This is a genomic window from Streptomyces sp. CC53 (genome assembly GCF_001865245.1).
In the GTDB taxonomy this organism is placed as follows: Bacteria; Actinomycetota; Actinomycetes; order Streptomycetales; family Streptomycetaceae; genus Streptomyces.
The window spans coordinates 29,936-55,952 of the sequence record NZ_MKXB01000137.1 but is presented as its reverse complement, the minus strand read 5'-3'; the positions used below and the strand labels follow the sequence as shown (position 1 = coordinate 55,952).

The 26,017-nt window shown below is 75.0% G+C and carries 21 protein-coding genes; 10 read left to right on the top strand and 11 right to left on the bottom strand.

The window, feature by feature from the left end:
• Positions 1-279: 279 nt before the first annotated feature.
• Complete coding sequence (locus BJP40_RS12725; RefSeq protein ID WP_071275165.1) at positions 280-561, bottom strand: HPr family phosphocarrier protein; 282 nt, start codon at positions 559-561, stop codon at positions 280-282.
• A 214-nt stretch (positions 562-775) separates the two neighbouring features.
• On the opposite strand from BJP40_RS12725, the gene BJP40_RS12720 reads away from it, so the two are divergent.
• The 5 genes from BJP40_RS12720 to BJP40_RS12700 all read left to right on the top strand — a co-directional run bounded on the left by BJP40_RS12720 (position 776) and on the right by BJP40_RS12700 (position 8,197).
• Positions 776-4,456 (top strand): bifunctional GNAT family N-acetyltransferase/acetate--CoA ligase family protein, encoded by a 3,681-nt coding sequence (locus BJP40_RS12720; protein ID WP_071280458.1) that lies wholly within the window; start codon positions 776-778, stop codon positions 4,454-4,456.
• A 613-nt stretch (positions 4,457-5,069) separates the two neighbouring features.
• Positions 5,070-5,654 (top strand): DUF5998 family protein, encoded by a 585-nt coding sequence (locus tag BJP40_RS12715; protein WP_071280457.1) that lies wholly within the window; start codon positions 5,070-5,072, stop codon positions 5,652-5,654.
• On the top strand, positions 5,654-6,859 hold the full coding sequence (locus tag BJP40_RS12710; RefSeq protein WP_071271070.1) for an alkaline phosphatase family protein: 1,206 nt from the start codon (positions 5,654-5,656) through the stop codon (positions 6,857-6,859). The genes BJP40_RS12715 and BJP40_RS12710 overlap by 1 nt, the downstream gene beginning before the upstream one ends.
• Before the next feature lie 71 nt (positions 6,860-6,930).
• Positions 6,931-7,581, top strand: a complete 651-nt coding sequence (locus BJP40_RS12705) for a thymidine kinase (RefSeq protein WP_071280456.1) — start codon at positions 6,931-6,933, stop codon at positions 7,579-7,581.
• 61 nt (positions 7,582-7,642) lie between these two features.
• On the top strand, positions 7,643-8,197 hold the full coding sequence (locus BJP40_RS12700) for a hypothetical protein (protein ID WP_071280455.1): 555 nt from the start codon (positions 7,643-7,645) through the stop codon (positions 8,195-8,197).
• A gap of 22 nt (positions 8,198-8,219) precedes the next feature.
• Here BJP40_RS12700 and BJP40_RS12695 read toward each other — a convergent pair whose 3' ends face one another.
• The 6 genes from BJP40_RS12695 to BJP40_RS35490 form a co-directional block, all read right to left on the bottom strand.
• Entirely contained in the window at positions 8,220-9,668 is a 1,449-nt protein-coding gene (locus BJP40_RS12695) for a cytochrome P450 (RefSeq protein ID WP_071280454.1), read from the bottom strand.
• Positions 9,665-10,285, bottom strand: coding sequence for an ATP/GTP-binding protein (locus BJP40_RS12690; protein WP_071280453.1), 621 nt, complete (start codon positions 10,283-10,285; stop codon positions 9,665-9,667). The genes BJP40_RS12695 and BJP40_RS12690 overlap by 4 nt, the downstream gene beginning before the upstream one ends.
• Positions 10,266-10,622 carry a DUF742 domain-containing protein gene (locus tag BJP40_RS12685; protein ID WP_071266145.1) on the bottom strand — a complete coding sequence of 119 codons (357 nt, stop codon included), beginning with the start codon at positions 10,620-10,622 and terminating at the stop codon, positions 10,266-10,268. The genes BJP40_RS12690 and BJP40_RS12685 overlap by 20 nt, the downstream gene beginning before the upstream one ends.
• Positions 10,619-11,026 (bottom strand): roadblock/LC7 domain-containing protein, encoded by a 408-nt coding sequence (locus BJP40_RS12680; protein ID WP_371258630.1) that lies wholly within the window; start codon positions 11,024-11,026, stop codon positions 10,619-10,621. The genes BJP40_RS12685 and BJP40_RS12680 overlap by 4 nt, the downstream gene beginning before the upstream one ends.
• 2 nt (positions 11,027-11,028) lie before the next feature.
• Positions 11,029-12,438, bottom strand: a complete 1,410-nt coding sequence (locus BJP40_RS12675) for an ATP-binding protein (protein ID WP_143065942.1) — start codon at positions 12,436-12,438, stop codon at positions 11,029-11,031.
• 1,007 nt (positions 12,439-13,445) lie between these two features.
• Positions 13,446-14,219 (bottom strand): VOC family protein, encoded by a 774-nt coding sequence (locus BJP40_RS35490; RefSeq protein ID WP_071280451.1) that lies wholly within the window; start codon positions 14,217-14,219, stop codon positions 13,446-13,448.
• Between the two features lie 225 nt (positions 14,220-14,444).
• On the opposite strand from BJP40_RS35490, the gene BJP40_RS35485 reads away from it, so the two are divergent.
• Complete coding sequence (locus tag BJP40_RS35485) at positions 14,445-15,311, top strand: sulfurtransferase (RefSeq protein WP_071280450.1); 867 nt, start codon at positions 14,445-14,447, stop codon at positions 15,309-15,311.
• Between the two features lie 634 nt (positions 15,312-15,945).
• On the opposite strand, the gene BJP40_RS12660 is transcribed toward BJP40_RS35485, so the two are convergent.
• Positions 15,946-16,539, bottom strand: a complete 594-nt coding sequence (locus tag BJP40_RS12660; RefSeq protein ID WP_071280449.1) for a TetR/AcrR family transcriptional regulator — start codon at positions 16,537-16,539, stop codon at positions 15,946-15,948.
• Between the two features lie 308 nt (positions 16,540-16,847).
• Between BJP40_RS12660 and BJP40_RS12655 the strand changes: the two genes are divergently transcribed.
• Positions 16,848-18,176, top strand: a complete 1,329-nt coding sequence (locus tag BJP40_RS12655) for a hypothetical protein (protein ID WP_143065941.1) — start codon at positions 16,848-16,850, stop codon at positions 18,174-18,176.
• A 575-nt stretch (positions 18,177-18,751) separates the two neighbouring features.
• On the opposite strand, the gene sepH is transcribed toward BJP40_RS12655, so the two are convergent.
• The gene (gene sepH / locus BJP40_RS12650) at positions 18,752-19,813 is read right to left on the bottom strand and encodes a septation protein SepH (RefSeq protein WP_071280447.1); all 1,062 of its coding nucleotides are present in this window, start codon (positions 19,811-19,813) and stop codon (positions 18,752-18,754) included.
• A 463-nt stretch (positions 19,814-20,276) separates the two neighbouring features.
• On the opposite strand from sepH, the gene BJP40_RS32935 reads away from it, so the two are divergent.
• On the top strand, positions 20,277-21,140 hold the full coding sequence (locus BJP40_RS32935; RefSeq protein WP_226962419.1) for a hypothetical protein: 864 nt from the start codon (positions 20,277-20,279) through the stop codon (positions 21,138-21,140).
• Between the two features lie 65 nt (positions 21,141-21,205).
• Here the strand turns inward: BJP40_RS32935 and BJP40_RS12640 are convergent, their stop codons facing one another.
• Positions 21,206-22,474, bottom strand: a complete 1,269-nt coding sequence (locus BJP40_RS12640; RefSeq protein WP_107416763.1) for a D-arabinono-1,4-lactone oxidase — start codon at positions 22,472-22,474, stop codon at positions 21,206-21,208.
• Positions 22,475-22,535: 61 nt separating this feature from the next.
• Positions 22,536-23,873, bottom strand: coding sequence for an MFS transporter (locus BJP40_RS12635; RefSeq protein WP_079171124.1), 1,338 nt, complete (start codon positions 23,871-23,873; stop codon positions 22,536-22,538).
• Between the two features lie 141 nt (positions 23,874-24,014).
• Between BJP40_RS12635 and BJP40_RS12630 the strand changes: the two genes are divergently transcribed.
• Positions 24,015-25,166, top strand: a complete 1,152-nt coding sequence (locus tag BJP40_RS12630; RefSeq protein ID WP_071280444.1) for a ferrochelatase — start codon at positions 24,015-24,017, stop codon at positions 25,164-25,166.
• A gap of 73 nt (positions 25,167-25,239) precedes the next feature.
• On the top strand, positions 25,240-26,017 hold a 778-nt coding region (locus BJP40_RS12625), incomplete at its 3' end, for an inositol monophosphatase family protein (protein WP_071280443.1).

Genomic DNA, 26,017 nt, shown 5'->3' with positions numbered 1-26,017 from the left:
CGTGTTCCCATCGGGCCTCCGGGTTCCGCTGTCCGGCGGTGGCGGTCGCGCTCCGGCGGGTTGCCCGGTTCGCCCGGCGTGCCGCCGGCGCTGCCCGCCGGGCTTTCCGGGTCAGGCGTCGTGCCACCGCCACGTTCCGCCGGGGCGCCGCCCTGCGCCGGGCAGCCGGAACCACACCGCCGCCGCTTCCGGGAGCCGCCGCGTGCACGAAGCCGCGCCACCCCACGGGGGTGGCGCGGCTTCGTGACCGTTGCGGGCGCCGACGATGGCGCCGCGGGGTCAGACGGTCTCGGGGAGCTCCTCAAGACCCTCGGCGACCAGCTTCGCCAGACGGTCCAGGGCCGCCTCCGCGCCCTCTGCGTCGGACGCGAGCACGATCTCCTCGCCGCCCTGCGCGCCCAGACCCAGCACCGCGAGCATCGACGCGGCGTTGACCGGAGCGCCGCCCGCCTTGGCGATCGTCACCGGGACGCCGGACGCCGTGGCGGCACGGACGAAGATGGAGGCGGGGCGGGCGTGCAGGCCCTCGGCCCAACCGACGTTGACGCGGCGCTCAGCCATGGTGTTGCCCTTCAGGTGCTAGGGGTTGTCTAGACCAGTGTGCCACGGGGTGCGCCGTGCTCGGACCGGCCCGCCGGCACAGTGTCCCGCGCCGGGCCGTCCGGCCCCCGCGCCGCACGGCCTTCCGGCCCGTGTCGTACGGCGACCGGCCCTGCTGCGCCCGCCGGGCCCGCGAACCGCTCCGTCATCCGTACGAGCGCCGTACGCTTGGCCCATGCGGAACCCGTCCGATCAGTCGGAACCACCGGCCCCGCAGCCGGTCCACGCCTACCCCGACCACTGGGAGGCCGACGTCGTCCTCCGCGACGGAGGCACCGCCCGCATCCGGCCGATCACCACGGACGACGCGGAACGCCTGGTCAGCTTCTACGAACAGGTCTCGGACGAGTCGAAGTACTACCGGTTCTTCGCGCCCTACCCCCGGCTCTCCGCGAAGGACGTCCACCACTTCACCCACCACGACTACGTGGACCGGGTGGGCCTCGCCGCCACCATCGGAGGCGAGTTCATCGGCACCGTCCGCTACGACCGCATCGACGCGCACGGCCGTCCCGCCGCCGCCCCGGCCGACGAGGCCGAGGTCGCCTTCCTCGTCCAGGACGCCCACCAGGGCCGGGGCGTCGCCTCCGCCCTGCTGGAGCACATCGCCGCCTGCGCGCGCGAGCGGGGCGTCCGCCGCTTCGCCGCGGAGGTGCTCCCCGCGAACACCAAGATGATCAAGGTGTTCACGGACGCCGGGTACACCCAGAAGCGCAGCTTCGAGGACGGCGCCGTCCGCCTCCACCTCGACCTGGAGCCCACCGACCGGGCCCTCGCCGTCCAGCGGGCCCGCGAGCAGCGCGCCGAGGCCCGCTCGGTGCAGCGGCTCCTCGCGCCGGGGTCGATCGCCGTCATCGGGGCGGGCCGCACCCCCGGCGGCGTCGGCCGCACCGTCCTGCGCAACATCCTGGAGTCCGGGTACACGGGCCGCGTCCACGCCGTGAACACCGCACTCCCGGACGCACCGACCACCCTGGACGGCGTCCCCGCGTACCGCTCGGTCACCGGCATAGGCGAGCCCGTCGACCTGGCCGTGGTCGCCGTACCCGCGGACCACGTGCCGTCCGTGGTCGCCGAGTGCGGCGACCACGGCGTGCGCGGCCTCGTCGTCCTCTCCGCCGGATACGCCGAGAGCGGCCCCGCCGGACGCGAGCGGCAGCGCGCCCTGGTGCGCCAGGCACGCTCGTACGGCATGCGCGTCATCGGCCCCAACGCCTTCGGCATCCTGAACACCGCCGACGACGTCCGCCTCAACGCCTCCCTCGCGCCCCAGCTGCCGGCCGCCGGACGGATCGGTCTCTTCACCCAGTCCGGCGCCATCGGCATCGCCCTGCTCGCCGGACTCCACCGCCGGGGCGCCGGCGTGTCCTCGTTCGTGTCCGCGGGGAACCGCGCCGACGTCTCGGGCAACGACATACTCCAGTACTGGTACGAGGACAGTGGCACCGACGTCGTCCTGCTGTACCTGGAGTCGATCGGCAATCCCCGCAAGTTCACGCGGCTGGCCCGCCGCACCGCCGTGGCCAAGCCCGTGGTGGCCGTCCAGGGCGGACGCCACAGCGGCAGCGCGCCCCCCGGCCACGCCGTGCCCGCCACCCGCGTCCCGCACGCCACGGTCTCCGAACTGCTGCGCCAGGCGGGTGTCATCCGCGTCGACACCGTCACGGAACTCGTCGACGTCGGGATCCTCCTCGCGGGCCAGCCGCTGCCGGCCGGCCCGCGGGTGGCGATCCTCGGCAACTCGGAGTCGCTCGGCCTCCTCACGTACGACGCGTGCCTCGCGGAAGGGCTGCGGCCGCTTCGCCCACGCGATCTGACCACCTCCGCCACGCCCGATGACTTCCGCGCCGCGCTCGCGGCGGCCCTGCACGACGAGAACTGCGACGCGGTCGTGGTCACCGCCATCCCGTGGGTGGGCGAGCAGGGCTCGACGGAGCCGCAGGCCGAGGGGGAGGTGCTGGCGGAGGCGTTGCGCGCGGCGTCCGCGACGGCGCCGGCCAAGCCCGTCGTCGTCGTCCACGTCGAGCTGGGCGCGCTCGCCGACGCGCTGGCCGCCGCGACGAGCACCGCCCCGGCACCGGAACCCGCAGGACCGGCGCACCCGGCGGACCCCGGGACGGCTGCGCCGCCCGCCCGTGCGAACGGGGAGGTGCCCGACGGCTCCGCCCCTCACCCGCCGGCGGGCGACCGTGCCGCCCGGCCGGACGAGGACGCCCCGCCGCCCGCCCCGGACCGTGGCACCGTGCCCGCGAGCGAGGGACCGGTGCCGCCCGCCACGGGCGGGACGGACGGAGGCCCCGACCGGGCGACCCCGCCCGCCCACGAAGCCCTGCGTCCGGAGGCCGCCCCCTCCGCGCCCGGCGCCGATGCCTCCCCGCTCGGCCGGGGCCCGGTGCCGTCCCACCAGGAGGCACCACCGTCCGAACGGGCCGCGACCCCCGCCGGACGCGGCGCCGCCCCTCCGACCCGGCCCGTTCCGCCGGACTGGGCCCCGGAGGCACCGCACCCGGCCGCCGACGAGACCCGACGTGCCGACTCCCCGGCACAGGACCCTGACCGCCCGGCGCCCGACCACCAGACGGCCGACCCGGACGGCGTCGACAGTTCCCCCGGCGGCTCCCGCCCCGCTCCCGGCCGCCGGACCGCCGGATGGTGGGCGCTCGGCCTGCGCGCCTTCGCCCGGCAGCCGACGGGACAGCCGGGCAACGACCGCCCCACGGGCAGTGCCCGGCCGCACGAGGACGACAAGGCGCACACCGACCGCCCGCACACCGACCGCCCGCGCGCCGACGGCACACAGGCCGACCGTGCACGGGCCGGGTCGGCTGGACCAGCCCCCGCAGACCCCGCCGGGCAGCACCGCCCGGAGGCGTCCGCCGCCCCCGGCCACGACGGCTCGGCCACCGGGGGCACCGGCACCGTCGGCGCCCGCCCGCTCCCCGACCGCCCCGACGCCGACGGGCCACGTGAGCCCGCCGGCCCCCGGCACATCCCCGCCTACCCCGCAGCCGAGCGGGCGGTCCGCGCCCTCGCCGAGGCGGTGAAGTACGCCGAGTGGCGCAGGAAGGCCGCGGAGCCCGGCCGCGTGCCCGAGTTCGAGGGCATCGACGAAGCCGGGGCCGCCGCCCAGATCGACCGCCTGCTCACCGCCCAGGAAGTGGGCGGGCACGGGGTCACCCTCGCCCCGGCCGAGGCACAGTCGCTGCTCGGCCGCTACGGCATCCCCGTGCGCCCCGCCTTCGCCGCGCCCGACCCGGACTCCGCCGTCCGGGCCGCCGCCCGCCTGGGCTACCCCGTGGCGCTCAAGGCCACCGCTCCGCACCTGCGCCACCGCCCCGACCTCGGCGGGGTGCGCCTGGACCTGGCCGGCGAGGAGCAGTTGTGCGCCGCGTACGCCGAGCTCACCGAGACGCTCGGCAAGCCCGCCGAGACGCTCCCCGTGGTGCAGTCGATGGTGCCGCGCGGCGTCGACACCGTCGTGCGCGCCGCCATCGACCCGGGCGTCGGCGCGGTCCTCTCCTTCGGCCTCGCCGGGGCACCCGCCGAGCTGCTGGGGGACACCGCGCACCGCCTCGTCCCCGCCACCGACCGCGATGTGGCCGAGCAGATCCGGTCCATCCGCACCGCGCCCCTGCTCTTCGGCTGGCGCGGTTCGACCCCCGTCGACTCCCGGGCCCTGGAGGATCCGCTGCTCCGGGTCTCACGGCTGGTCGACGACCACCCCGAGATCACCGCCGTGGCCCTGGAGCCCGTGGTCGTCGCCCCGCACGGCCTCGCCGTGCTCGACGCGACCGTACGGCTCGCCCCGCCGCCCGCCCGCACCGACCTCGGGCCCCGCCGCCTCCCCGCGTACTGAGCGGCCCCCGCCCGGGGCGGCCCGGGCACCGCGGGTGCCGGGCCCACCCCGGGCCGGCGCACGCGGCGGCGGCCGTAAGGCGCCCGGGGCGAAGGGGCGTACGGGCCACCGCGCGAGGGCGACGACCCCCGCGGGTGGCGTGCAGCACCCCGCGCGGCGGTCCCCGGAGGGAGGCAGCCGCGGCCGGCCGCCCCGCGACGGCCTTCCCGGACCGTCACGACGCGGCCACCGCCCCCGGGCCACCGCCCGGTGCGCGCCGGTCCGCTCCGCGGCCCCTGCCGCTGCCGCCGAGGCGCCGCGCCCGCCGCCGCGGCCCCTCGCCCGTACGGCGAGCGCGGCACCCCGGGTGGAGGCGGCCCCCGCGTCCGGCTCCGCCGAGCCGGCCCACCCGGAGGCCCCCGGAGCCGCAGGGCCGGCTCCTGCCCGTACGTCATCCCCACCCCTCCCCGCTGCTCGGCGCCCCGCTGCCCCGCCCCGGCGGGGCAGGGCGCGGCGCCGATGCGTCCGGCTCCGCCTAGGCGGCGGGCGCGGCGGCGGCCCGGGGGAGGGGGCAGCGCGCGGCGCCGTTCTCGCCGGGGCTGAGGCGGCCCACCCGGGGATTAGGATGGAGCCCATGGCGAAGACCGGTACGACGACCCAGGGGCTGCGCGCGGCGATCGAGCGCAGCGGCTACTACCCGGCTCTGGTGGCCGAGGCGGTGGAGGCCGCCGTCGGCGGCGAGGCGATCGCGTCGTACCTCGTGCACCAGGAGACCACCTTCGACGCCAACGAGGTCCGCCGGCACGTCACCGTCCTCGTCCTCACCGGCACCCGCTTCATCGTCAGCCACACCGACGAGCAGAACGCGGACACGACCTCGCCGACCCCCTACGCGACCACCTCCACCGAGTCCGTCAAGCTGGGCCGCATCTCGTCCGTGGTGCTCAGCCGGGTCGTCGCCAACCCGGAGGCGTACACGCCCGGCACCCTGCCCCGCGAGGTCGTCCTCACGATCGGCTGGGGCGCGGTCTCCCGCATCGACCTGGAACCCGCCGCCTGCGGCGACCCGAACTGCGACGCGGACCACGGCTACACCGGCAACTCCACCGCCGACGACCTCAGCCTCCGCGTCAGCGAGGCGGGCGACGGCCCCGAGACGGTCCGCCAGGCCCTCGTCTTCGCCCAGGCCCTGTCCGAAGCCACCGCCGCCGTCCGCTGATGGTCCAGCCCACCACCACGGCCGCCGCCTGGCCCGACGAGCCCGTACCGCTCGCCCTCGACACCGCGCCCGTGCCCGCGTACGGCTCCGGCTCCCTCGCCGACCTGCTGCCCACCCTGGCGGCGGGTCTCGGCGTGCCCGGCTGCGACCACCGCATCGCCGAGCTGACCCCGGCCGACCGGGTCTGCGTCTTCCTCATCGACGGACTCGGCTGGGAGCAGGTCAGGGCCCACCCGGACGAGGCGCCCTTCCTCGCCTCGCTCCTCGCCACCTCACGCGGCGGCACCGGCAGGCCCCTGACCTCCGGCTTCCCCGCCACCACCGCGACGTCGCTGGCCTCCGTCGGCACCGGACTGCCACCCGGCGGCCACGGTCTCGCCGGGTACACCGTGCGCGACCCCGGCACCGGCGGGCTGATGAACCAGCTGCGGTGGCGGCCCTGGACGTCCCCCGCCGTCTGGCAGCCCTACCCGACGGTCTTCCAGCTCGCCGACGCGGCGGGCGTGCACACCGCCCAGGTGTCGTCCCCCGCGTTCCAGGACACCCCGCTCACCAAGATCGCGCTCAGCGGCGGGACGTTCCACGGCAGGCTCTCCGGCGAAGACCGCATGGACCTCGCGGCCCGCCAGCTCGGCGCCGCCGACCGGACGCTCGTCTACACGTACTACAGCGAGGTCGACGGGGCGGGCCACCGCTTCGGCGTCGACTCCGACGCCTGGCGCGGCCAGCTCATGCACGCCGACCAGCTGGTGCGCCGCCTCGCCGAGCAGCTCCCGCCCCGCGCCGCGCTGTACGTGACGGCCGACCACGGCATGGTGGACATCCCGTTCGACGAGGAGAGCCGCATCGACTTCGACGAGGACTGGGAGCTGCGCGCCGGCGTCGCCCTGCTCGGCGGTGAGGGGCGCGCCCGCCACGTGTACGCGGTGCCCGGCGCCGCCGCGGACGTGCTGGCCTGCTGGCGCGAGGTGCTGGGCGACCGGTTCTGGGTCGCGAGCCGCGAGGAGGCCGTCGCCGCCGGCTGGTTCGGGCCGGGCGTGGACGAGCGGGTGCACGGTCGGATCGGCGACGTCGTCGCCGCCGCGCACGACGACGTGGCGATCACGGCGTCCGCCGCGGAGCCCCACGAGTCGGCGATGGCGGGCATGCACGGCTCCATGACGGCGGCGGAGCAGCTCGTCCCGCTGCTCGAAGTACGCTCGTAACCCGCGTCCCGCGCCCGTACCGAAGTCCTCGTCCCACCCCTGCCCCTGACCTGAAAGGCCGTCTCCCACCCATGCCCGAGCTGGTGTTCTTCTCCGGAACGATGGACTGCGGAAAGAGCACCCTGGCTCTGCAGATCGAGCACAACCGGTCCGCACGCGGGCTCCAGGGCATGATCTTCACCCGCAACGACCGTGCGGGCGAGGGCAGGCTCTCCTCGCGCCTCGGGCTGGTGACGGAGGCCGTCGAGGCCGGCGACGGCTTCGACCTGTACGGGCACGTCGTCGACCACCTGTCCCGGGGCGGCCGCTGCGACTACGCGATCGTCGACGAGGCGCAGTTCCTCGCCCCCGGGCAGGTCGACCAGCTCGCCCGGATCGTCGACGACCTCGGGCTGGACGTGTTCGCCTTCGGGATCACCACCGACTTCCGCACGAAACTGTTCCCCGGCTCGCAGCGCCTGCTGGAACTCGCGGACCGCGTGGAGACCCTCCAGGTGGAGGCCATGTGCTGGTGCGGAGCCCGCGCCACCCACAACGCCCGCACCGTCGACGGCGAGATGGTGGTGGAGGGCGAGCAGGTGGTGGTGGGGGACGTCGGCGTGGCTGCGGAAGTCGTCGGGTACGAGGTGTTGTGCCGCAGACACCACCGCAAGCGGATGACGAGCGCGACGGCGCGAGCCGCGGCACTCTCGCCCGACGTGCTGCCGGTCACGTCGGGCTGAACCCGGGCGGTCACGACGGCGCCCGGCACGCGGCCCTGGCAGCGGGCGGACCGATCACCACGTGGCGAAGCCGGGGTGTCTCGCGCCCGAGCCCCACGGGGACGGCAGGTACGCGGGTACCATCCTGCCGGGCGAGGACTGCCCCCTGCGCGGCACCGAGCCCCACCCCTGCTCCGGCCTGCTGACGGACGGCGTCACCCTGCGGACGGGGCCCCGGCCCACCGCGCGGCGTCTGGTCGGCCGGGCGGCTGCCCTCTCGGACCGCTGCCGCACCGGACGGCCGGCCGCCCGGCGCCCGTTCCGCAGGGAGCCGGCTGCCTTCGAAGCCCTGCACGGTGAGTGGCGCGGCGACCCGGACGCCGTGTGGGAGATCCTCCACCGCACCTACGTCGCCGCGGTGACCGCCGCCCTCGCGGGCGGGGCCGGTGCGCGCGCGGTCCAGACCGGCTCCGGTACGGTCGGCGCCGAACCGTTCCCCGTGCCGCACCGGCCGCCGACCCGGCAGGAGGACACCGCCCTGTTCGCCCGCATGGTCGGGTGCGCGCACCCGGACTTCCTGTGGAACGGCCGGGGCCACGCAGCGGACCGTGCCGGCGGCGACTGGCTCGACGGCTGACCGCGAAGGCCGCGCGGCCGGTCTACCGGGCCCGCAGGAACCGCGTCAGCCGGGCCCACAGCGAGAGGCGGGGAGCCGGGGGCGCCGGAACCACGGGGTCGTGCACCGGCCGCTCGGGCGGCAGCGGCACGAGCGCGCTCGGCGGGGGCGGGGCCGGCATGGGGTCCGCGTCCTCCTCGACGTACGGGGCCCGGGGCGCGAACACCACGGGCAGCGCCGTCAGATGCCGGGTCCAGGTGGAGGAACGCCAGTCGAGCTCCTCCTCGCGGACGGACAGGTCGACGTCGGGCAGCCGGGCCAGCAGCACGTCCACCCCGGTGTGGGTGATGACGCGGGCGATGTCCTGACCGGGGCACTCGTGGGTCCCGGCGCTGAAGGACAGATGCGCGCGGTTGTGGTGGACGCGCGCCCCCGGGGTCGGGCGGATGGCCTGGTCGGCGTTGCCCGCGGCGAGGCCCAGCAGCAGCATGTCCCCCGCCTTGATGTCCTGCCCGCCCAGGGAGGTGTCCCCGGTCGCCCAGCGGCCGGGGCACACCATCAGCGGCGGCTCGTCCCAGAGCACCTGCTCCACCGCCTCCGGCAGCGTCATGTGGCCGCCGGCCAGCGTGCCGCGGAACCGCGGGTCGATCACCACCATGCGGAGCACGTTGGCCAGCAGGTTGGTGGTCGTCTCGTACCCGGCGAGCAGGATGAGGCGCAGGTGGTGCATCACCTCGTCGTCGGTGAGGCCGGCGGGGTGGTCCATCAGCACCGACGCGATGTCGTGCCCCGGCATGGCCCGCTTGGAAGTGACGAGCTGTTCGAGCGTCCTCAGCAGGTTCGCGTTGTGGGTGAGGGCGTCCTCGGACCCCTTGATCAGGTCGCGGCAGGCGTGCACGAGCTGCGGACCGTACGCGTCGGGCATGCCGAGGAGCTGGGTCAGCACGAGCATCGGCAGGTGCTCGGCGAACTCGCTGACCAGTTCCGCGCTGCCCCGCTCGCAGAAGCCGTCGACCAGCTGGTGCGCGAAGCGCGCCGCGTGGCGGCGGATCCCGCGGTGGTCGAACTGGTCGAGGCTGGCCGTGACCGCGCGGCGCAGCCGCTGGTGCTCCTCCCCGTCGGCGGACACGCAGTCGGGGCGCCAGCCGATCAGCGGTACCAGCGGCGAGGTGTTCGGGTCGATCTCGCCGCTCCGCCACCCGTGCCAGTAGCGGGGGTCGCGGGAGAACTGGGTGGCACGGGTGGCCACGTCCCGGTTCTCCAGGTACCCGAGGACGAGCCAGGCGCGTACGTCCCCGTCGAGCAGGACGGGCGCCACCGGGCCGTGCGCGGCCCGCAGCCTCTCGTAGAGCCCCATGGGGTCGGTGCCGGCGGTCGGCCCGTAGAGCCGGGTCACCCCTCCCGGGCCGGTGTCGGAGTGTGCCGGGCAGCCCGGGGGCGGGGTGGGCCCCTGGGAGGCTGCGGCGGTGCGCTCGTGGGCGGGGACGGTCATGCGGACTCCTGGGCGGCGGCGAGGGTGCGCAGGTAGCCCATCAGCGAGAGCAGGGTGTCGCGGCTGGAGGAACGGTCGCGTGCGTCGCAGGAGACGATGGGCACCGAGTCGTTGAGGGCCAGGGCGGCGCGCAGGGCGGGGATCGGGTGAGCCGGGGCGTCGGGGAAGGCGTTGACGGCCACGACGAAGGGGACCCGGCGGTCCTCCAGCCGGGTGATGATGTCGAAACAGACCTCGATCCGGCGGGTGTCGACGAGGACCACGGCGCCGAGGGCGCCTTCGAAGATGCCGTTCCACAGGAACCAGAAGCGCTCCTGCCCCGGGGTGCCGAAGAGGTAGAGGATCAGTTGCTCGTTGATGCTGATGCGGCCGAAGTCCATGGCCACGGTGGTGGTGTTCTTGGCGGCGACGCCGGGGTTGTGGTCGATCCCGACGCCGGCCTGGGTCATGGTCTCCTCGGTGGTCAGCGGCGGGATCTCGCTCACCGCCCCGACCATGGTCGTCTTGCCGACGCCGAAGCCGCCGACGACCACCACCTTGACCCCCCTGGCGCCGTAGGGCAGCAGCAGGTCGCCGCGCGGAGCGGCGGCAGGGGCGTCAGAGCTTACGTAGTCCATGGATCACCGCCTCCAGAAGGCCGATTTCGGGAACCGCCGCGACAGGAACCGGAGCGGTGGACTCGACGCGCTCGTCCTCGATGAGCTTGGCGACCAGCACCGTGACGACGCTGAAGGGCAGGCTGAGGTGTGCGGACAGCTCGGCCACCGACAGCGGGTAGTGGCACATGGTGAGGATGGCCGACTCCTCGGGCGGCATCCCCGACTGGGACGAGGACCGCGAGGTGATGAGGGTGACCAGGTCGAGGCTCCTGGCCGTGCTGCCACGAGCACCGGAGATGAGGTAGAGCGGGACCGGAGCGGATTCATCCCAGGGACCCTGGTTCTCTAATGTCACATCGCCTGCCCGATGTCGTCCCTGGGCGGGCTGGTGATGTGCTGGCCGATGCGGTGCACGAGGCGGCGCATGAAGGTGCCCAGAAGGCCCACGTCCACCCGTTCGCCGGCAAGCACCGCGAGGTAGGCACCGGGCCCCGCCGCCATGAGGGCGAAGTACCCGCTGTCCACCTCGACGCCGACCAGGTGCACGGTGCCGTCGCCGTCGGGGAACTGCTGCGCGATGGCCTTGGACAGGCTCTGCATGCCCGAGCACGCGGCGGCGATGGCGTCGGCGGTGTCGGGGTCCGTGTTCGCTTGACCGATGCACAGGCCGTCCGCGGACAGCACGACCACGTGCCGCACGTACGGGACACTGGTCATGAGCTCTGTGAGCATCCAGTCGATGTTGGGCAGTGGCGGCACGGTTACTCACCCTTGTCTGATGACTCGCTGATGTGGCTGTCGAGGTCTTCGTCGTACGAGGTCACGCCCTTGAACGCCTCCCACATCAGGCCCGGCGGCCGGCGCGGACCGGACTTCTGCGACGGGGTGGGCGGAGTGGGGGAGGTGGAGACGATCGGTGTCTGGACGGGCGTGTGGCGCCTCCGCTGCGGCAGACCGCTGGACGTCTGAAGGCCCTCGGTGGAGTCCGGGACGTCGTCCGTGGCGGTCGTCGCCGTCGCCGCCGCCGCGCCGGGCGGGAAGCGGTACTTCGCCATGCGCTCCCAGCGCCGGAAGTACGCGGGGACCGTGGTGAGGATGTCCCGGGGGACCAGCACGACGGCCCGGACGCCTCCGTACGCCGACCTGCGCAGGTCGACGACGAGGTTGTTGTCGCGGGCCAGGCGGCTGATCACCGGCATGCCCAGCTGGGTCGTCTCGCCGAGCTTGGACAGGTCGAGCCGGCCGTCCAGGGCGTCGCGCATGATCCGCTCGATGCGCTCGCGGACCTCCTCGGTCAGCCCGACCCCGCGGTCCTCGATCTCGATCGCGACACCGGTGGGCACCTCGCTCGCGCTCACCAGCACGGGGGAGGAGGGCGGCGAGAACGTGGTGGCGTTGTCGAGCAGTTCGGCGAGGAGGTGCATCAGCGGCTCCGCGCCGCGGCCGAGCACGCCCACCTCGACGACCGACTGGAGCTGCACGCGGGGGAAGTCCACGATGCGGGACATGCCGCCGCGGATCACGTCGTAGAGGGCGATCGGCTTCTGCCACTGGCGTCCGGGCCGCGAGTCGCCCAGCACCGCGATGCTCGCGGCGAGGCGGCCGACCAGTGCGTTGCGGTGGTCGACGCTCTGCAGGCTCTCCGCGAGCACCAGATCGGTGCCGTGCACCATCTGCATGTCGTGGAGGTCCTTGCCGAGCTGGTGCACGATCGCCTGCACCCGGCGGGCGATCGCCACCAGGGCCCGCTGTGAGGAGTCCCTGGTCTGCTCCTCCATCTCCGCCGCTTCGAGCAGCCTGCGCAGCGCCGTCCTGAGCGCCCCGGCGAACTCCGGGTCGAGGTGGTCGCCGAAGCTGGTGGCCAGGACGATCTCCGACGCGGGGGTGTTCTTCCGCAGCCGCTTGAGCGCCACGGGGAGCATCTCCTCGGCCAGCCACAGCACGGCGGTGTGCTGGTCCGCCAGGCGCTTGTGCAGGGCGGCCTCGCGCCGGGCGTGGTGCTGCTCCAGGGCGGCTCTCCCGCGGGTGTGGCGGGTCGCCTCCGCCGCGCGCTCCCTGCGCGTCGCCACCAGCGAGGCCACGGCCGCCAGAGCGGTCGCTGCGAGGCCGCACCAGGCCACCGTCGGACGTATCGGGGCGGGTACCAGGAGCAGCGCTATGCCGCAGGCCACGGCCAGGACGCCAGGGGGGATGAGCCATGCCGGAGCCCCTGTGCGGGGCGGGGCTCCAGCAGATGAACCTGCACCAACCATCGAGGGTCCCCAAACAGTCTGCGATCAAAGGGCTGAGTGCTGCGGTACGCCGACAGGGCGGCCCGGACCTCGCCCGGCCGGGCACGCGTGTTCCGGTGGCAGCACCCGATGAGCCCGGGTCCCGCCCGGGCACCCCACAGCGGCTGGTTACTCGCTGTGAGAGCAGCGCAACGCACGAGGGAGCATAGACAGTTCGCGTACGCCGCGTGACCGCCTCAGAACGAGATCCAGCCCTTGACCGAGCCGGGCTCATGCGCGACCGATTGTGATCGGATGTCACGCCGCATATGCCCTTACGTGACCGCTCTTCGGCGCACCCGAATACCAGTCCGCCCGGCTCGCGTCATGGCGACACGCGGCCGCGGACGAGAACAGCCCGTCCGGGGCACGGCGTGCGGGGACACGCGGCGGGGGTGCGCGGAGGGCGTCGGTACGCGGGCGTGCGCGGCGGCGGCAGGCCGAGCGAGCGATCGCCACGGCGGGCAGGGCGGTACGCGGGCGCACGCGACGGCTGCGGGCGTCCCGGCGGCACCGGTAGGCACCGGTCGGCAGCGGTCGCGAGGGCACGGCAGGCGGCCGGCGGCGCCGTGATGCGGGGGCGCGCGGGTGCGCGCACCGGCAAGGTGACCCGCAGGTCTGCACGCGGGCTCCCGGCGGTGCGCAGGCGGCGTCCGGTCGCGAGAACAGGGCCGTCGGACGGGCGCCGTGGTCAGCAGCCGGGAGCACCCGGAGACGGCCTCAGCGGCGCCTGCGGCGCCCGGGGCGAACCGGGGTCACGCCGGAAAGCGGAGCCGGGAAGTCCTGAGGGGGCTCCCGCGCCCCACCGGTGTACGGTCCCTCGCCTGCCGCCTGCCGCCTGCCGCCTGCCGCCTGCCGCCTGCCGCCTGCCGCCTGCCGCCTGCCGCCTGCCTCCTGCCTCCTGCCGGTCAGCGCCCCGCAGACCGTACGAGCGTGAAGACCGCGCCCTCCGGGTCCGCCACCGTCGCCCGCCGCCCCGCCGGGTCCGCGTGCGGCGGCTCCAGCACCCGGCCGCCCAGCTCCTCCGCCTTCGCCGCCGACGCGTCGGGGTCGGCGGCTTCGAACCAGGTCATCCAGTGCGCGCCCCGGTCACGGGGCAGGGCGGGGCCGACTCCGCGGAGGGAGGCCACCGGCCGCCCGCCCGCCCGCAGCGTCACCAGATCGCTGCCGCCGGGCTCGGCCCGAACCAGGTCGTATCCGAAGACGGTCCCGTAGAACTTCGCGACCGACTCCGTGTCGTGGGTGAGCAGCTCGTTCCACACCGGCGTGCCGGGCGTGCCCGCCGCGGGCGTGTCCGGACACACGGCGGCCTGCCACACCCCGAACACCCCGCCGGTGGGGTCGGAGCAGATCACGATGCGCCTCGCCTCGCCCGCGTCGAGCGGCCCCACGGCGACCGTGCCGCCGCTGCAGTGGATCGATTCGGCGGTCTCGTCGGCGTCGTCCGACGCCAGGTACGGGGTCCAGGCGATCGGCAGGTCGCGGTCGGCCGGGAGCTGGCGGATGCCGGCCACCTCCCGGCCGTCGAGCAGGGCGCGCACGTACGGGCCGAGCTGCTGCGGCCCGGGCGCGAAGTCCCAGCCGAACAACTCCCCGTAGAACTCCTTCGTCGCGTCAAGGCCGTGCACCATCAAGCTCACCCAACAGGGGGTGCCCGGACTGCGCCGAGTCGCCTCGGTCATCGTCACACTCTCCTCGGACCATCGTCGTGGCCGTACGGGGGGACCGGGGGAAACGCCGTGGTGGCGGCTGTTCCACGCCCCGTCAGATGCTCGCACCGCAGGTCGCGCGGTGCGCCCCGGTCGCGCCGCGGATTGGCGCGATCCGGCAGGAGGATGCCCGAATTTTCGTGGACCATCCTCCCCGCGGGGTCCCGACGCGCCCGGACTCTGCGCGAGGATGGCGGCATGAACGCCCACGCGCACCCCACCGCCGACCGCCCGCACCCCCTCGTGTCGCCGGAGGACCTTGCGGCCCGACTCGGCGCCGCCGGGACCCGGCCGCCGGTCCTCCTGGATGTCCGCTACGAGATGGGCGGCCCGCCCGGACGCCCCGCGTACGAGGCCGGGCACCTCCCGGGTGCCGTGTACGTGGACCTCGACGAGGTGCTGGCCGGCCCGCCGGGGCCCGGCGGCCGCCATCCGCTGCCCGACCCGGAGGCGTTCGGGGCGGCGATGCGCGGGGCCGGGGTCTCGGCGGACTCGCCGGTGGTCGTGTACGACGGCGGGCAGGGCTGGGCCTCGGCGCGGGCCTGGTGGCTGTTGCGCTGGACCGGTCACCGGGACGTCCGGGTCCTGGACGGTGGCCTGGCGGCGTGGCACGGACCGTTGACGACCGACGTCCCGCAGCCCGTTCCGGGCGACTTCCGGCCCGTTCCGGGGGCGCTGCCGCTGCTGGACGCGGACGGTGCCGCGGAGCTGGCGAGGTCGGGTCTGCTGCTGGACGCGCGGGCGGAGGAGCGCTACCGGGGCGAGGTCGAGCCCATCGACCCGGTGGCCGGGCACATCCCGGGCGCGGCCTCGGCGCCGACCACCCGGAACGTCGGCCCGGACGGGCGCTTCCTGGCGCGGGAGGCGCTGGTGCGGCGCTTCAAGGAACTGGGCGCGATGGAGGCGCCGCGAGTCGGCGTCTACTGCGGGTCCGGGGTGTCGGGCGCGCACGAGGTGCTGGCGCTGGAGGTCGCGGGGATCACGGCGGCCCTCTACGCGGGCTCCTGGTCCGAGTGGTGCGGGGACCCCGCCCGCCCGGTGGCCACCGGCCCCGAACGCGGCTGAGCCGGCCCCCGCGGCAGCTGTTCGCGGGCGGCGTTCACGGCCGCGTGATCGTCCGGCCTGCGCCGCGCGCCCGCCGTCGGGCCGCGGCGGAGGAGCCCCGCACGGGAACGGGAGGGGCGCCCGGGCCGCGCCGGTCGCCGACGCGCTGCCGGCCACCGGACGGCCCGCCCTGCACGCCCGCCGCGTCGCGCCCCGCCGACGGCCGTGGGACCCCGGGGTCCCGGAACGTCCCCCGCGTGCGCGTGCGCGTGTGCGCCGGGCTCTTCACCAGGCCATGCGTGGCCGGGACCGGGGTCGGCCGCCGCGCGTGACGCTCGCCTTCGTGGCCGACGCGGAGGCGGTGCCGGTGGAGGACGCCGCGTCGCGCGCATCGGCCCCCGCACAGCAACGGGTCGGGGGCGGCGCCACCGGGGCCGCGCGTGTGAAGGGGGAGCGGTGGTGGGCAGGGTGCGGGCGGAGTCGCCGGGCGGCCGGGGGCGGCGGCGCGGCTGACCGCGCCCGCCCGTGCCGAGCGCGTCGCTCGGCTCCTCGCGGAAGGCTGCGGTGCTGCTCCGCCTCCTCGACGGGCACGGTGTCCCGGTGAGGGCGGGCAGGGCGCCTGGTCCGCGATGACCGGAACGCGATGCCGGGCAGCCTACCTTCGGCTGACGGAACGCCAGATGTGATCCGGCAGGACGCGGGCGGCCTCCTCCAGATCGATGTCGCCCAGGGTGAGCCAGCGGCGCACGGCGCCCACGACCGGGCCCATGACCAGGGACTCGATCACGGGGACGGACAGCTCGGCGAGTTCGCCGGATTCCTGGTGCGCGCGGATCCAGAGGGCGATGGGCGTCAGCCGGGCCTCCTGGGAGTCGCGGATCCGATCCCCGTGCGCCATGCCTTCGCGGTCGGCGGCCACCGAGTGCATGAGGCGGGCTTCCTCCGGATGCGCCCGCACGAAGTCCAGATAGGCCAGGACCACGGCCTCGACGCCCGTGCGGGCGTCGGTCGTTCGTGCCACCGCAGCCGCGAGGTCGACCAGGAGGCGGTCCACCAGGCGCAGCGCGAGGGCGCCGATCACACCGTCGAGACTGCCGAAGTGGTGGTAGATGCTCCCTGAACTGACCCCGCTGGCCTTGGTGATGTTGCCGAGGGTCAGGCCGTCCTCGCCGGCTGAGGCGTAGATGCGCATCGCCGCATCCAGGACCTGGTCGATCGTGGCCGCGCCACGCTGCTGCTTCGGGCTCATCGGGGAGGCTTCCTCAGTCCGGGCGTATCGGGTCCCCCTGGACCTGATCGCGACCAGCCTAGATCATCTGTATTGAAACTTTTTCTAGAAAGGACTCCAATTTCTTGTCCGGGGCCCTCACACTGGACTCCGCGTCCGGCCCGCAGCGCACTGCCCGGAGGGGCAGTTGTGCGGAGCCGGGTCGACCAGTCGAGGGAGTTGCCATGACCGAGCCGAGCCCCCGTCGGCAGCCGCGGCCAGACGCGCCGACCGCTCCGAGTCCCCCCGGCCACCCGCCGACGCCCGTGCCTCCCCCGCAGGGGCGGCGGTTGCGCCTGCCGAGCGGGCGCCGTCGCGTCCTGGTGCTCGCTGCGACCACGGTCCTGGCCCTGGCGTTCGTGGCGGGACTGCTGGCATGGGGCGACCTCTCCACCGGCTCCGGCGCGCCGACGGCACGGCGGGACCCCGCGTACCTGAAGCCGTTCGAGGAGGCCGTCGCCGACCTGAGTGAGGCGCCCGGACTGCGCTACCGGGACACGGCGATCGCCGGGATCACGGAGCGGGACATCACCGTCACCGCCTCCGGGAGCCAGTTCGGCCGGACGGGTTCCGGCGTCAGGCGTCACGACCGGGACGTCCTGCGCGTCGGGGGCAAGGAGTTCACGCGCCACCGGGTGGACCCGGCCCCCGACCGTTCCGCCGGGGACGGCAAGCCCGCCGCGGAGAAGCCCGGCGCCTGGACGGTGGGGGCCTACGACACGTCCGACATCCTGAAGGAGGTCCTCGACAACCGTCCTCCGCCGGCGCGGCTCGCCGCTCAGCTGTCCCGGGCCCTGGCGGAGCAGTCCGGCTCACGGCGCCAGGCCGGCGAGCCGCGGCGCGGTCTCACCGTGAACGGCACGCCCGCACTCGGTCTCGACACCTCGGCAGGCCGCCTCCTCATCACCCGGCACAGACCGCACCGGGTCCTGCGCCTACAGCCGTACGACCTGTCCGAAATGCTGGACGCATGGCGGGAGGGCGAGACGCCGACCGAGATGCCCCGGGTGACCACGGGCCCTCTCGCGGAACACTCCTCCGAGGGAATGGACCTGACCGTCGTCGACGGGGACGCCGTCGACGCGATGTTCGACACCCTGCTGGAGTACACCAGACAGCTCAAGGACGCGACCGACCAGGGCATCAGGTTCCGGCTCGACGGCTCGGGCGACGTGGAGTGCGGCCCGAGGGGATGCACCGCGACCCAGAGATTCCGCGGCAGCGTCACCACCCGGGCGAAGTCCCGCATCACCGGCGGTACGGTCACCGCCGTCATGAACGCGACCTTCACCATCGGTGACCGGTCCGCGGGCGGGTGCACCAGTCGCCGCGGCACCTTCCCGCTCTCCGGCAGCACCGTCTCCGGCACGCTCACCTGCTCCGACCCGGGAGCGGGCCCCGTCTACACGTCCGTCGCCGCGCGACTGAAGGCCGACGCGCTGGCCCGGTCCCGCGCCACCGGCCGACCCGTCCGCTACAGCATCCCCTTCCGGGCCGACACGCTCGTCGACGCCCGCGCGCTCGCCGCGGTCGAGGTCAAACGGCTCGTCGAACGCGTGGAACGGGAGCGCGCCGCGGTGGCGCGTGCGGCCTCGGGCCGGGGAGCGTCCGCATCGTAGATCTCCGGCTCCTGGCCGGCTCCTCACGCCACCGAGCCTGCGGACCCCGCTCTCACCCGTCGCCTCGGACCGGGCGGCCGCGGGCACGCACCTCCACGTCCCGCGGCAGAAAGGGCCGGAGTACCGGGCGCCCGTCTCTGCGGGCGGCAAGGGAGAGCCGAGGGAGCGCCGATCCGGCTCGGCACCGGAACGGCCTCCCCGGCGAGCGTCCGGGCGGGCTTGGGCGCGACGGACGACGGTCCTCCCTCCCGCCGGGCAGACCTGCCCGCTGGGAGGTCAGGCGGCCGAGGAGCACAGGGGCGGCCACCCCGGGGGCAGGCGACCCGACCCGGGAACGAGCACGCGGTACCGGGGGCGCATCCCCCCGGTACGGGCCCTGGGAGGAGGTGCAGCAGGGACCGCCCGCCCACCAGGTGCTCCGCGCAAGTAGATAGCGGCTGATCAGGCCGGGGTTGCCCCGGTACCGTGCCGTCGCGGAGGACGGCCCGGTCGGCGCCCCGCGTGCCGGTGGATCCGGCCGGTGGACAGGCGGGTGATTTCGCGGATCGTGTGCGCCGCATGCCGGGTGCGGCCGCCTACTCCTGCTTCTTCCTCCGGGTGCCGAAGACGATCTCGTCCCAGCTCGGCACGGCCGCGCGCCGCCCCGGGCGCACGCCGTCCGCCTCCGCCTGACGGTCCGTCGTGCCGACCAGCCGGTCCCGGTGCCCGCTCACCGTGCGGGGCATCAGCACGTCCGCGTACGCCGCTCCCGCTCCGGCCGAGGCGGCGGATGCCGGGCGCTCCTCCACGGCGTCCTCCGCGTCCTCCTCCGTGTCGGCCGACGCGTCCGCGGAGGGCCGGTCGGGCACGACGAGGTCGCCCCGGAAGCTCGGCACGGCCTCCAACAGGCTGGTGAGCGAGTCGCGTTCGGGCTCCGCGTCCTCGTCGCCGCCGGACGCCGGCCGGTCGGCGGCCCGCTCCAGGATCCGCTCCCGCGGCAGCCGCGCGATCCGGGGGACGAACGGCCCGCTCGGCTCCTGGACGGACACCGTGTCGTCGGTCTCGCCGATCAGGGCGCGTGCCTCGGCGTCCACGGCCTGGACGAGCCGCCTCGGAGGGTCGTAGGTCCAGCTCGCCGAATGCACCTCGCCGGCCACGCGGTAGACCAGCAGCACCTCCCAGGTGCCGTCGTCGCGGCGCCAGGAGTCCCAGGTGACGGTGTCCTTCTCGGCGCCGCGCAGCAGCAGCCGCTCCTGGACCGCCTCACCCAGCTGCGGCCCGGTGTTCTCACCCGGCCTGCGAACGGGGGTCTTGCGGGCCCGCTCCGCCATGAAGGCGCGCTCCGCGAGCACGGGGCCCTCGAAGCGGCGCACCCGCTCGACGGGGATGCCCGCGAGCTGTGCGACCTCCTCGGCGGTGGCACCGGCACGTATCCGCGCCTGGATGTCCCGGGGGCGGAGGTGGCTCTCCACCTCGATCTCGATCTGCCCGAGGCGGGGGCGGTCGTTACGGACGGCGGCGCGGAGCCGTTCATCAATCGGAAGCGTGTACTCCGTGTTGTCCGCAGCCTTCAGCACCAGTCGTGTGCCGTCGTTGGAGACGGCCACGACACGCAGTTCGGGCATGGGGACCTCCCGGGTGGTGCCTGCCGACGTCACGTGCGTCGCTGCTTCCGCTAGTCGAGTGTGGCCTGCCCGGGTGCAGCCTGCCACAACCTTGCCGAGTTAACCGGCGTGTCGGGCATGGGCCCTGGTGCGCCGCGTGGCACGGTTGCCTGTTTGACCACGCAACGTGACTGGTCGATCACGCTCCGTGGCAGACCTCCGTGCGCTGCCGTGGCGCCGCCGGATCGAGTGCCATTTTCGGCCCCTCCCGTTGATCCCGGGCACCCGTAAGAGACCGATGCCCAGGGTTCGTCACAGTACTCCATTCGGGCCACCGCAGTGGACCGGCGCGCCGCCGGAACCGCGGCCGTGCGGTGTGGTCACGGGGTTTCCCGTGGTCCCGAAGCGTGGCCTCCTTCACAGAAGTGACCGAAACGGAACTATCCGGTTGGCGCACAAGTCCCTTTACAGAACAAGCCGGGATGATCGTGAGTCGAGGCTGAAGATGTATCAGAAGGTGGGTAAGACGAAGGACGCCACGGAAGGGGGCGAAGCGGCGGTCAAGGAGGGAAAGCGGCTCGATCTGAGCGGCGCCCAGGTCGCGGCCAGTGCCGTCGCGGCCGTGCTGGCCGCCACCCTCGCCTCCGAACTGGGCGTCTACGGCACGGTCGTGGGCGCCGGTGTGATCAGTGTCATCGCCACCTGCGGCGGTCCGCTCCTGCAGCACCTCTTCAGCCGCACCGGTGAGAAGGTCCGCGGCGCCACCACCCGCACGGCCCGTCCGGGCGGCGCGCCCCGACCTCCCACCGACGGCGGGTACGGCGACGCCACGACGTACGGCAGCCGGGTGCGCGGCCGGCGGCGGTCCGTCCTCGCCGCCGTCGTCGTCTTCGCCGTCGCCATGACCGGCATCACCGCGTACGAGCTGATCTCCGGGCAGAACCTCAGCGGCGGGAAGGGGACCACGACGTTCGGGGCGGTCGTCGGCGGGGGCACGGCGGCCGGGGGCCCGGGAGGCGGCGGCGGGGGCGCCGGCCGGGCCGAGGAGACCGGCCGCACCCCGGCACCGGACGGCGCCTCGCAGGACGGGCGGCCCGGCACGGACGGCGGCGCCTCACCGTCCGGCACCCCGGACCCGTCGGAGACCCCCGGAGGACAGGAGTCCTCGCCGGGCGCCTCACCCTCCTCGGCACCGGGGCCGTCCACCACGGCACCGTCCACGACGCGACCGGCCGATCCCGGGGCGTCCGCTCCCGCGCCGTCCCCTTCCGGGACCCCGGCAGAGGAGCCCGCCACGGAGACGGACTCCGGCGGCACCGCCCCGGCGGCACCCGGCACCCAGGGGAGCGGCGGGGCCCACGAGCCCGGCCCCGGGGACTGAACCGCGCCGACCCGGTGCCGCCGGGCCGCACCGCGCCGCAGGCCGCCGGCACCGCGTGCCCGCCGTCACGCGCCCAGCACCCGCCGCAGGTAGTCGTTGCCGAACAGCCGGCCGGGGTCCAGCCGGTCGCGCAGCGACGTGAACTCGCGGAACCGCGGGTACACGCCCTCCAGATACGCCGCGTCCCGTGTGTGCAGCTTCCCCCAGTGCGGGCGCCCGCCGTGCGCCGTGAGGATCCGCTCGGCCGCCGTGAAGTACCCGCGGTACGGAGTGCCCCGGTACATGTGGACCGCGATGTACGCGCTGTCCCGGCCCGATGCCGTGGACAGCGCGATGTCGTCCGCCGGCGCCGTCCGCACCTCCACCGGGAAGCTGACCCTCAGCGGCGAGCGCTCCACCATCGCCTTGAGCTCGCGCAGCGCCGCCACCGCCGCCTCCCGGGGCACGGCGTACTCCATCTCCACGAACCGCACCCGCCGCGGACTGGTGAAGACCTTGTACGGGATGTCGGTGTACGTACGGGCCGACAGTGCCCGGCTGGACACCCGGGCGATCGCCGGCACCGCCGCGGGCAGCGCACGGCCGACCGAGTTCGCCACCTGGAACACGCCGTTGGACAGGAACTCGTCCTCGAACCAGCCGCTCAGCCGGCCTGGCGGGTCGACGGGGCCGTGGCTGCGGTTGTTGCGCTTGGTGCTGCAGTTCCCGGTATGGGGGAACCAGTAGAACTCGAAGTGCTCGTTCTCCGCGTGCAGCGCGTCGAACTCCGCCGTCACCCGGTCGAAGCTCATCGGCTCCTCACGTGCCGTCAGCAGGAACAGCGGCTCCACCGCGAACGTGATCGCCGAGACCACGCCCAGCGCGCCGAGCCCGACCCGGGCCGCAGCGAAGACCGCACGCTCCTCCTCGGACCCCTCCGGCGAGCAGGTCATCACCCGCCCGTCCGCGGTGACCAGCTCCAACCCGCGGATCTGCGCCGCTATCGACGCCGAGTCACGGCCCGTGCCGTGGGTGCCGGTGCTGGTCGCCCCCGCGACCGTCTGCTCCATGATGTCGCCCATGTTCGTGAGCGACAGGCCCTCCCGGGCCAGCGCCGCGTTCAGCCGCTTCAGCGGCGTGCCCGACTCGACGGTCACGGTCATGGCGGAGCGGTCGATCCGCCGGATGCCGGTCAGCAGGTCGGGCCGGATCAGCAGCCCGTCCGTCGCCGCTATCGAGGTGAACGAATGGCCCGTGCCGACCGTCTTGACGCGCAGCCCGTCCGCGGCCGCGCCCCGCACCTCCGCGGCCAGCTCCTCCACGGACGCGGGCCGCGCCACGCGGGCGGGGCGCATCGACACGTTCCCCGCCCAGTTCCGCCACGTACCGGGAGATCCGTCCGGTGCCCCCGGCCGGTCAGCCCCGCCCGGCCGCGCCGGTCGGCTCCGCCCGGCCGGTCCCGTCAGCCCCGCCGCCCCCAGCGCCCCCGTCAGCCCCAGCCGGCTGCTCCACGTGCCCGGCGCTCTCCCGCTGCTCCTGCTGCTCACGCTGCCCCTCCCGCATCGGTACCGGCCTGCGCAGCCGGCGATACCCGAGGAACGCCACCGCCGCCGCCAGCACCCCGGCCAGGCCGGGAACCGCGTACGCCGCCGCCGCTCCGTGCGCGTCGACCGCCCAGCCGGCCACGGAGGAACCCGCCGACACACCGACCGCGAGCCCGGTGGTCGTCCAGGACATGCCCTCGGTGAGCTTGCCGCGCGGTACGTGCGCCTCGACGAGGGCCATGGTGGTCACCATCGTGGGCGCGATGGCAAGACCCGCGACGAAGAGCGCCACGGCCAGCAGCGGAAGCGACCCGGCCAGTTGGAGGGGGATCATGCTCACGGCCATCGCGCAGACGCCCACCGCCCAGCGCCGCGCCGGCTCGCCCTTCAGGTGCAGCATGCCGAACACCACGCCCGCCAGGCAGGAACCCAGCGCGTACACCGCCAGTACCAGGCTGGACGCGGCCTTGCTGCCCTGCTCCTCCGCGAACGCCACCGTCACGACGTCGACCGCACCGAAGATCGCCCCCGTGGCCACGAACGCGGCCACGAGCACCTGAAGGCCCGGCGAGCGCAGCGCGCTGGACTGCCGGCGCCCGTCCTTGCCGACCGGGTGCGGCGCGGGCTCCGTGTCCCGCTGGCCCGTCAGCCACCACACGCCCACCAGCAGGAACACCCCGGCCAGCAGCGGCCCCGCCTCGGGGAACCACATCGTGGACAGGCCGATGGACACCGGCGGTCCCAGGATGAAGCAGATCTCGTCGACGACCGACTCCACCGAGTAGGCGGTGTGCAGTTGCTGCGGCCTGCCGCGGTAGATCTCCGCCCACCGGGCCCGGGTCATCGCACCCACACTGGGCACGCACCCGGCCCCCGCGGCGCACAGGAACAGCGTCCAGTCCGGCAGTCCCTGCCGCGCCGCCAGCAGCATGGCCCCCACGGCCGTCACCGACACGAGCGTGGCCGGCCGCACGACCCGGCGCTGCCCGTGCCGGTCGACCAGCCGGGAGATCTGCGGGCCGAGCACCGCCGCCGACAGCGCCACCGTCGCGGTCAGCGCTCCGGCGAGCCCGTAGCGGCCGGTCAGCTCGGAGACCATGGTCAGGATGCCGACGCCGGTCATGGCCAGCGGCATGCGGCCGAGGAAGCCGGCGGCCGAGAACCTCAGCGCGCCGGGCGCGGCGAAGACCGCGCGGTAGGGACTGGGCAAGGGGCGCTCCGAACGGAGGACACGACGTGGGGCACGACGGCGCACGTAAGGCGTATGGACAGCCTTGACAGATTACGGCCGAACGGCTGACGGCGCACGGTGGTTTCCCGGCCGTCGACGGTGGGTGGCAGGATCGTCCCCATGTCCGATCAGCGTGTGCCCGCCCAGTCAGACCGGTCCGACCCCGCCCCCTACGACGCCCTGCTGCTGCTCTCGTTCGGCGGCCCCGAGGGCCCCGACGACGTCGTCCCGTTCCTGGAGAACGTGACCCGCGGCAGGGGCATCCCGAAGGAGCGCCTGAAGGAAGTCGGGCAGCACTACTTCATGTTCGGCGGCGTCAGCCCGATCAACGACCAGTGCCGGGCGCTGCTCGCCGCCCTGCGCGAGGACTTCGCCGCAGCCGGGCTCGACGTGCCGCTCTACTGGGGCAACCGGAACTGGACCCCGTACCTGACGGACACCCTCCGCGAGATGGTGCGCGACGGGCGGCGCCGCATCGCCGTCCTCGCCACCAGCGCGTACGCCTCGTACTCAGGCTGCCGCCAGTACCGCGAGAACCTCGCCGACGCCCTCGCCGCCCTCGAAGCGGAGGGCCTCGCGGTGCCGCGGGTCGACAAACTGCGGCACTACTTCAACCACCCCGGCTTCCTGGAGCCGGTGATCGACGGGGTCATCGCCTCCCTCGCCGAACTGGACGAGCCCGTCCGCGCCGGAGCCCACCTCGCCTTCACCACGCACTCCATCCCCGACGCCGCCGCCGACACCTCCGGGCCCGTCGGGGACCACGGGGACGGCGGGGCGTACGTGAAGCAGCACCTGGATGCGGCCCGGCTCGTCGCCGACGCCGTGCGCGAGCGCACGGGCCACGACCACCCCTGGCAGCTCGTCTACCAGTCCCGCAGCGGCGCCCCGCACATCCCCTGGCTGGAGCCGGACATCTGCGACCACCTGGAGGAACTCCACAAGACGGGGGCACCGGCCGTCGTCATGGTCCCGATCGGGTTCGTCTCCGACCACATGGAGGTCCTCTACGACCTCGACACCGAAGCCGCCGCCAAGGCCGCCGAGCTGGGCCTGCCGGTCCGCCGGTCCGCCACCGTGGGCGCCGACCCGCGGTTCGCGGCCGCCGTGCGGGACCTCCTGCTGGAGCGCGCGGCGAGCGAGCGCGGCGCCACCGTGGAGCGCTGCGCCCTGGGCGCGCTCGGCCCGTCCCACGACGTGTGCCCGGTCGGCTGCTGCCCCGCCCGCAGCGAGCGCCCCGCGGCCGCGGGCGCCGACAGCCCGTACGCCTGACGCGGACGGGACGGGACCGCACCCGGCCCCGTCCCGCGCCCCTGCACCCCCGTAGGCCCCACGAGGAGTCCCCGTGCCCGACCCGCAGAACGACGAGCAGCTCCTGGACGACCTCCTCCGTGTCGCCCTGGAGGCCGCCCGGAGGGCCGGCGCGCTGCTGCGCGACGGCCGCCCCGCCGACCTCGGCGTCGCCGCCACCAAGTCGAGCCCCGTCGACGTCGTCACCGAGATGGACATCGCCGCCGAGAAACTGATCAGCGGCCACCTCGCCGAGCACCGGCCCGACGACGGACTGCTCGGCGAGGAAGGCGGTGCCACCGAGGGCAGCAGCGGCATCCGGTGGGTCGTCGACCCGCTGGACGGCACGGTGAACTACCTGTACGGCCTGCCGACCTGGGCGGTGTCCATCGCCGCCGAACGCGACGGCGAGACCCTCGTCGGAGTCGTGGAGGCCCCCTTGCGGGGCGAGACCTTCCACGCCGTACGGGGCCGCGGGGCGTTCCTGGGGGAGCGGCGGCTGCGCTGCCGCCCCGCCGCACCGCTCGACAAGGCCCTGGTGTCGACCGGCTTCAACTACGTCTCCGAGGTCCGCACCCACCAGGCGGAGGTCGCCCACCGGCTGATCCCCCGCCTGCGGGACATCCGCCGCGGCGGCTCCGCCGCCATCGACCTCGCCGACGTCGCCGCCGGCCGCCTCGACGGCTACTACGAGCGGGGGCTCAGCCCCTGGGACCTGGCGGCCGGCGACCTGATCGCCCGCGAGGCCGGCGCGCTCACCGGCGGCCGCCCCGGCAACGGCCCCTCCCGCGAGCTGACCGTCGCCGCAGGACCCGGCGTCTTCGAACCGCTGC

Excerpts from the sequence above, each read along its gene's own strand:
- BJP40_RS12710 (WP_071271070.1), top strand. The coding sequence starts at position 5,654 with ATGGTCCAGCCCACCACCACGGCCGCCGCCTGGCCCGACGAGCCCGTA.
- BJP40_RS12705 (WP_071280456.1), top strand. The coding sequence starts at position 6,931 with ATGCCCGAGCTGGTGTTCTTCTCCGGAACGATGGACTGCGGAAAGAGC.
- BJP40_RS12695 (WP_071280454.1), bottom strand. The coding sequence starts at position 9,668 with ATGACCGTCCCCGCCCACGAGCGCACCGCCGCAGCCTCCCAGGGGCCC.
- BJP40_RS12720 (WP_071280458.1), top strand. The coding sequence starts at position 776 with ATGCGGAACCCGTCCGATCAGTCGGAACCACCGGCCCCGCAGCCGGTC.
- BJP40_RS35490 (WP_071280451.1), bottom strand. The coding sequence starts at position 14,219 with ATGACCGAGGCGACTCGGCGCAGTCCGGGCACCCCCTGTTGGGTGAGC.
- BJP40_RS12725 (WP_071275165.1), bottom strand. The coding sequence starts at position 561 with ATGGCTGAGCGCCGCGTCAACGTCGGTTGGGCCGAGGGCCTGCACGCC.
- BJP40_RS12715 (WP_071280457.1), top strand. The coding sequence starts at position 5,070 with ATGGCGAAGACCGGTACGACGACCCAGGGGCTGCGCGCGGCGATCGAG.
- BJP40_RS12640 (WP_107416763.1), bottom strand. The coding sequence starts at position 22,474 with ATGCGCCCCGCCCGCGTGGCGCGGCCCGCGTCCGTGGAGGAGCTGGCC.
- BJP40_RS35485 (WP_071280450.1), top strand. The coding sequence starts at position 14,445 with ATGAACGCCCACGCGCACCCCACCGCCGACCGCCCGCACCCCCTCGTG.
- BJP40_RS12690 (WP_071280453.1), bottom strand. The coding sequence starts at position 10,285 with ATGGACTACGTAAGCTCTGACGCCCCTGCCGCCGCTCCGCGCGGCGAC.
- BJP40_RS12630 (WP_071280444.1), top strand. The coding sequence starts at position 24,015 with ATGTCCGATCAGCGTGTGCCCGCCCAGTCAGACCGGTCCGACCCCGCC.
- BJP40_RS12660 (WP_071280449.1), bottom strand. The coding sequence starts at position 16,539 with ATGAGCCCGAAGCAGCAGCGTGGCGCGGCCACGATCGACCAGGTCCTG.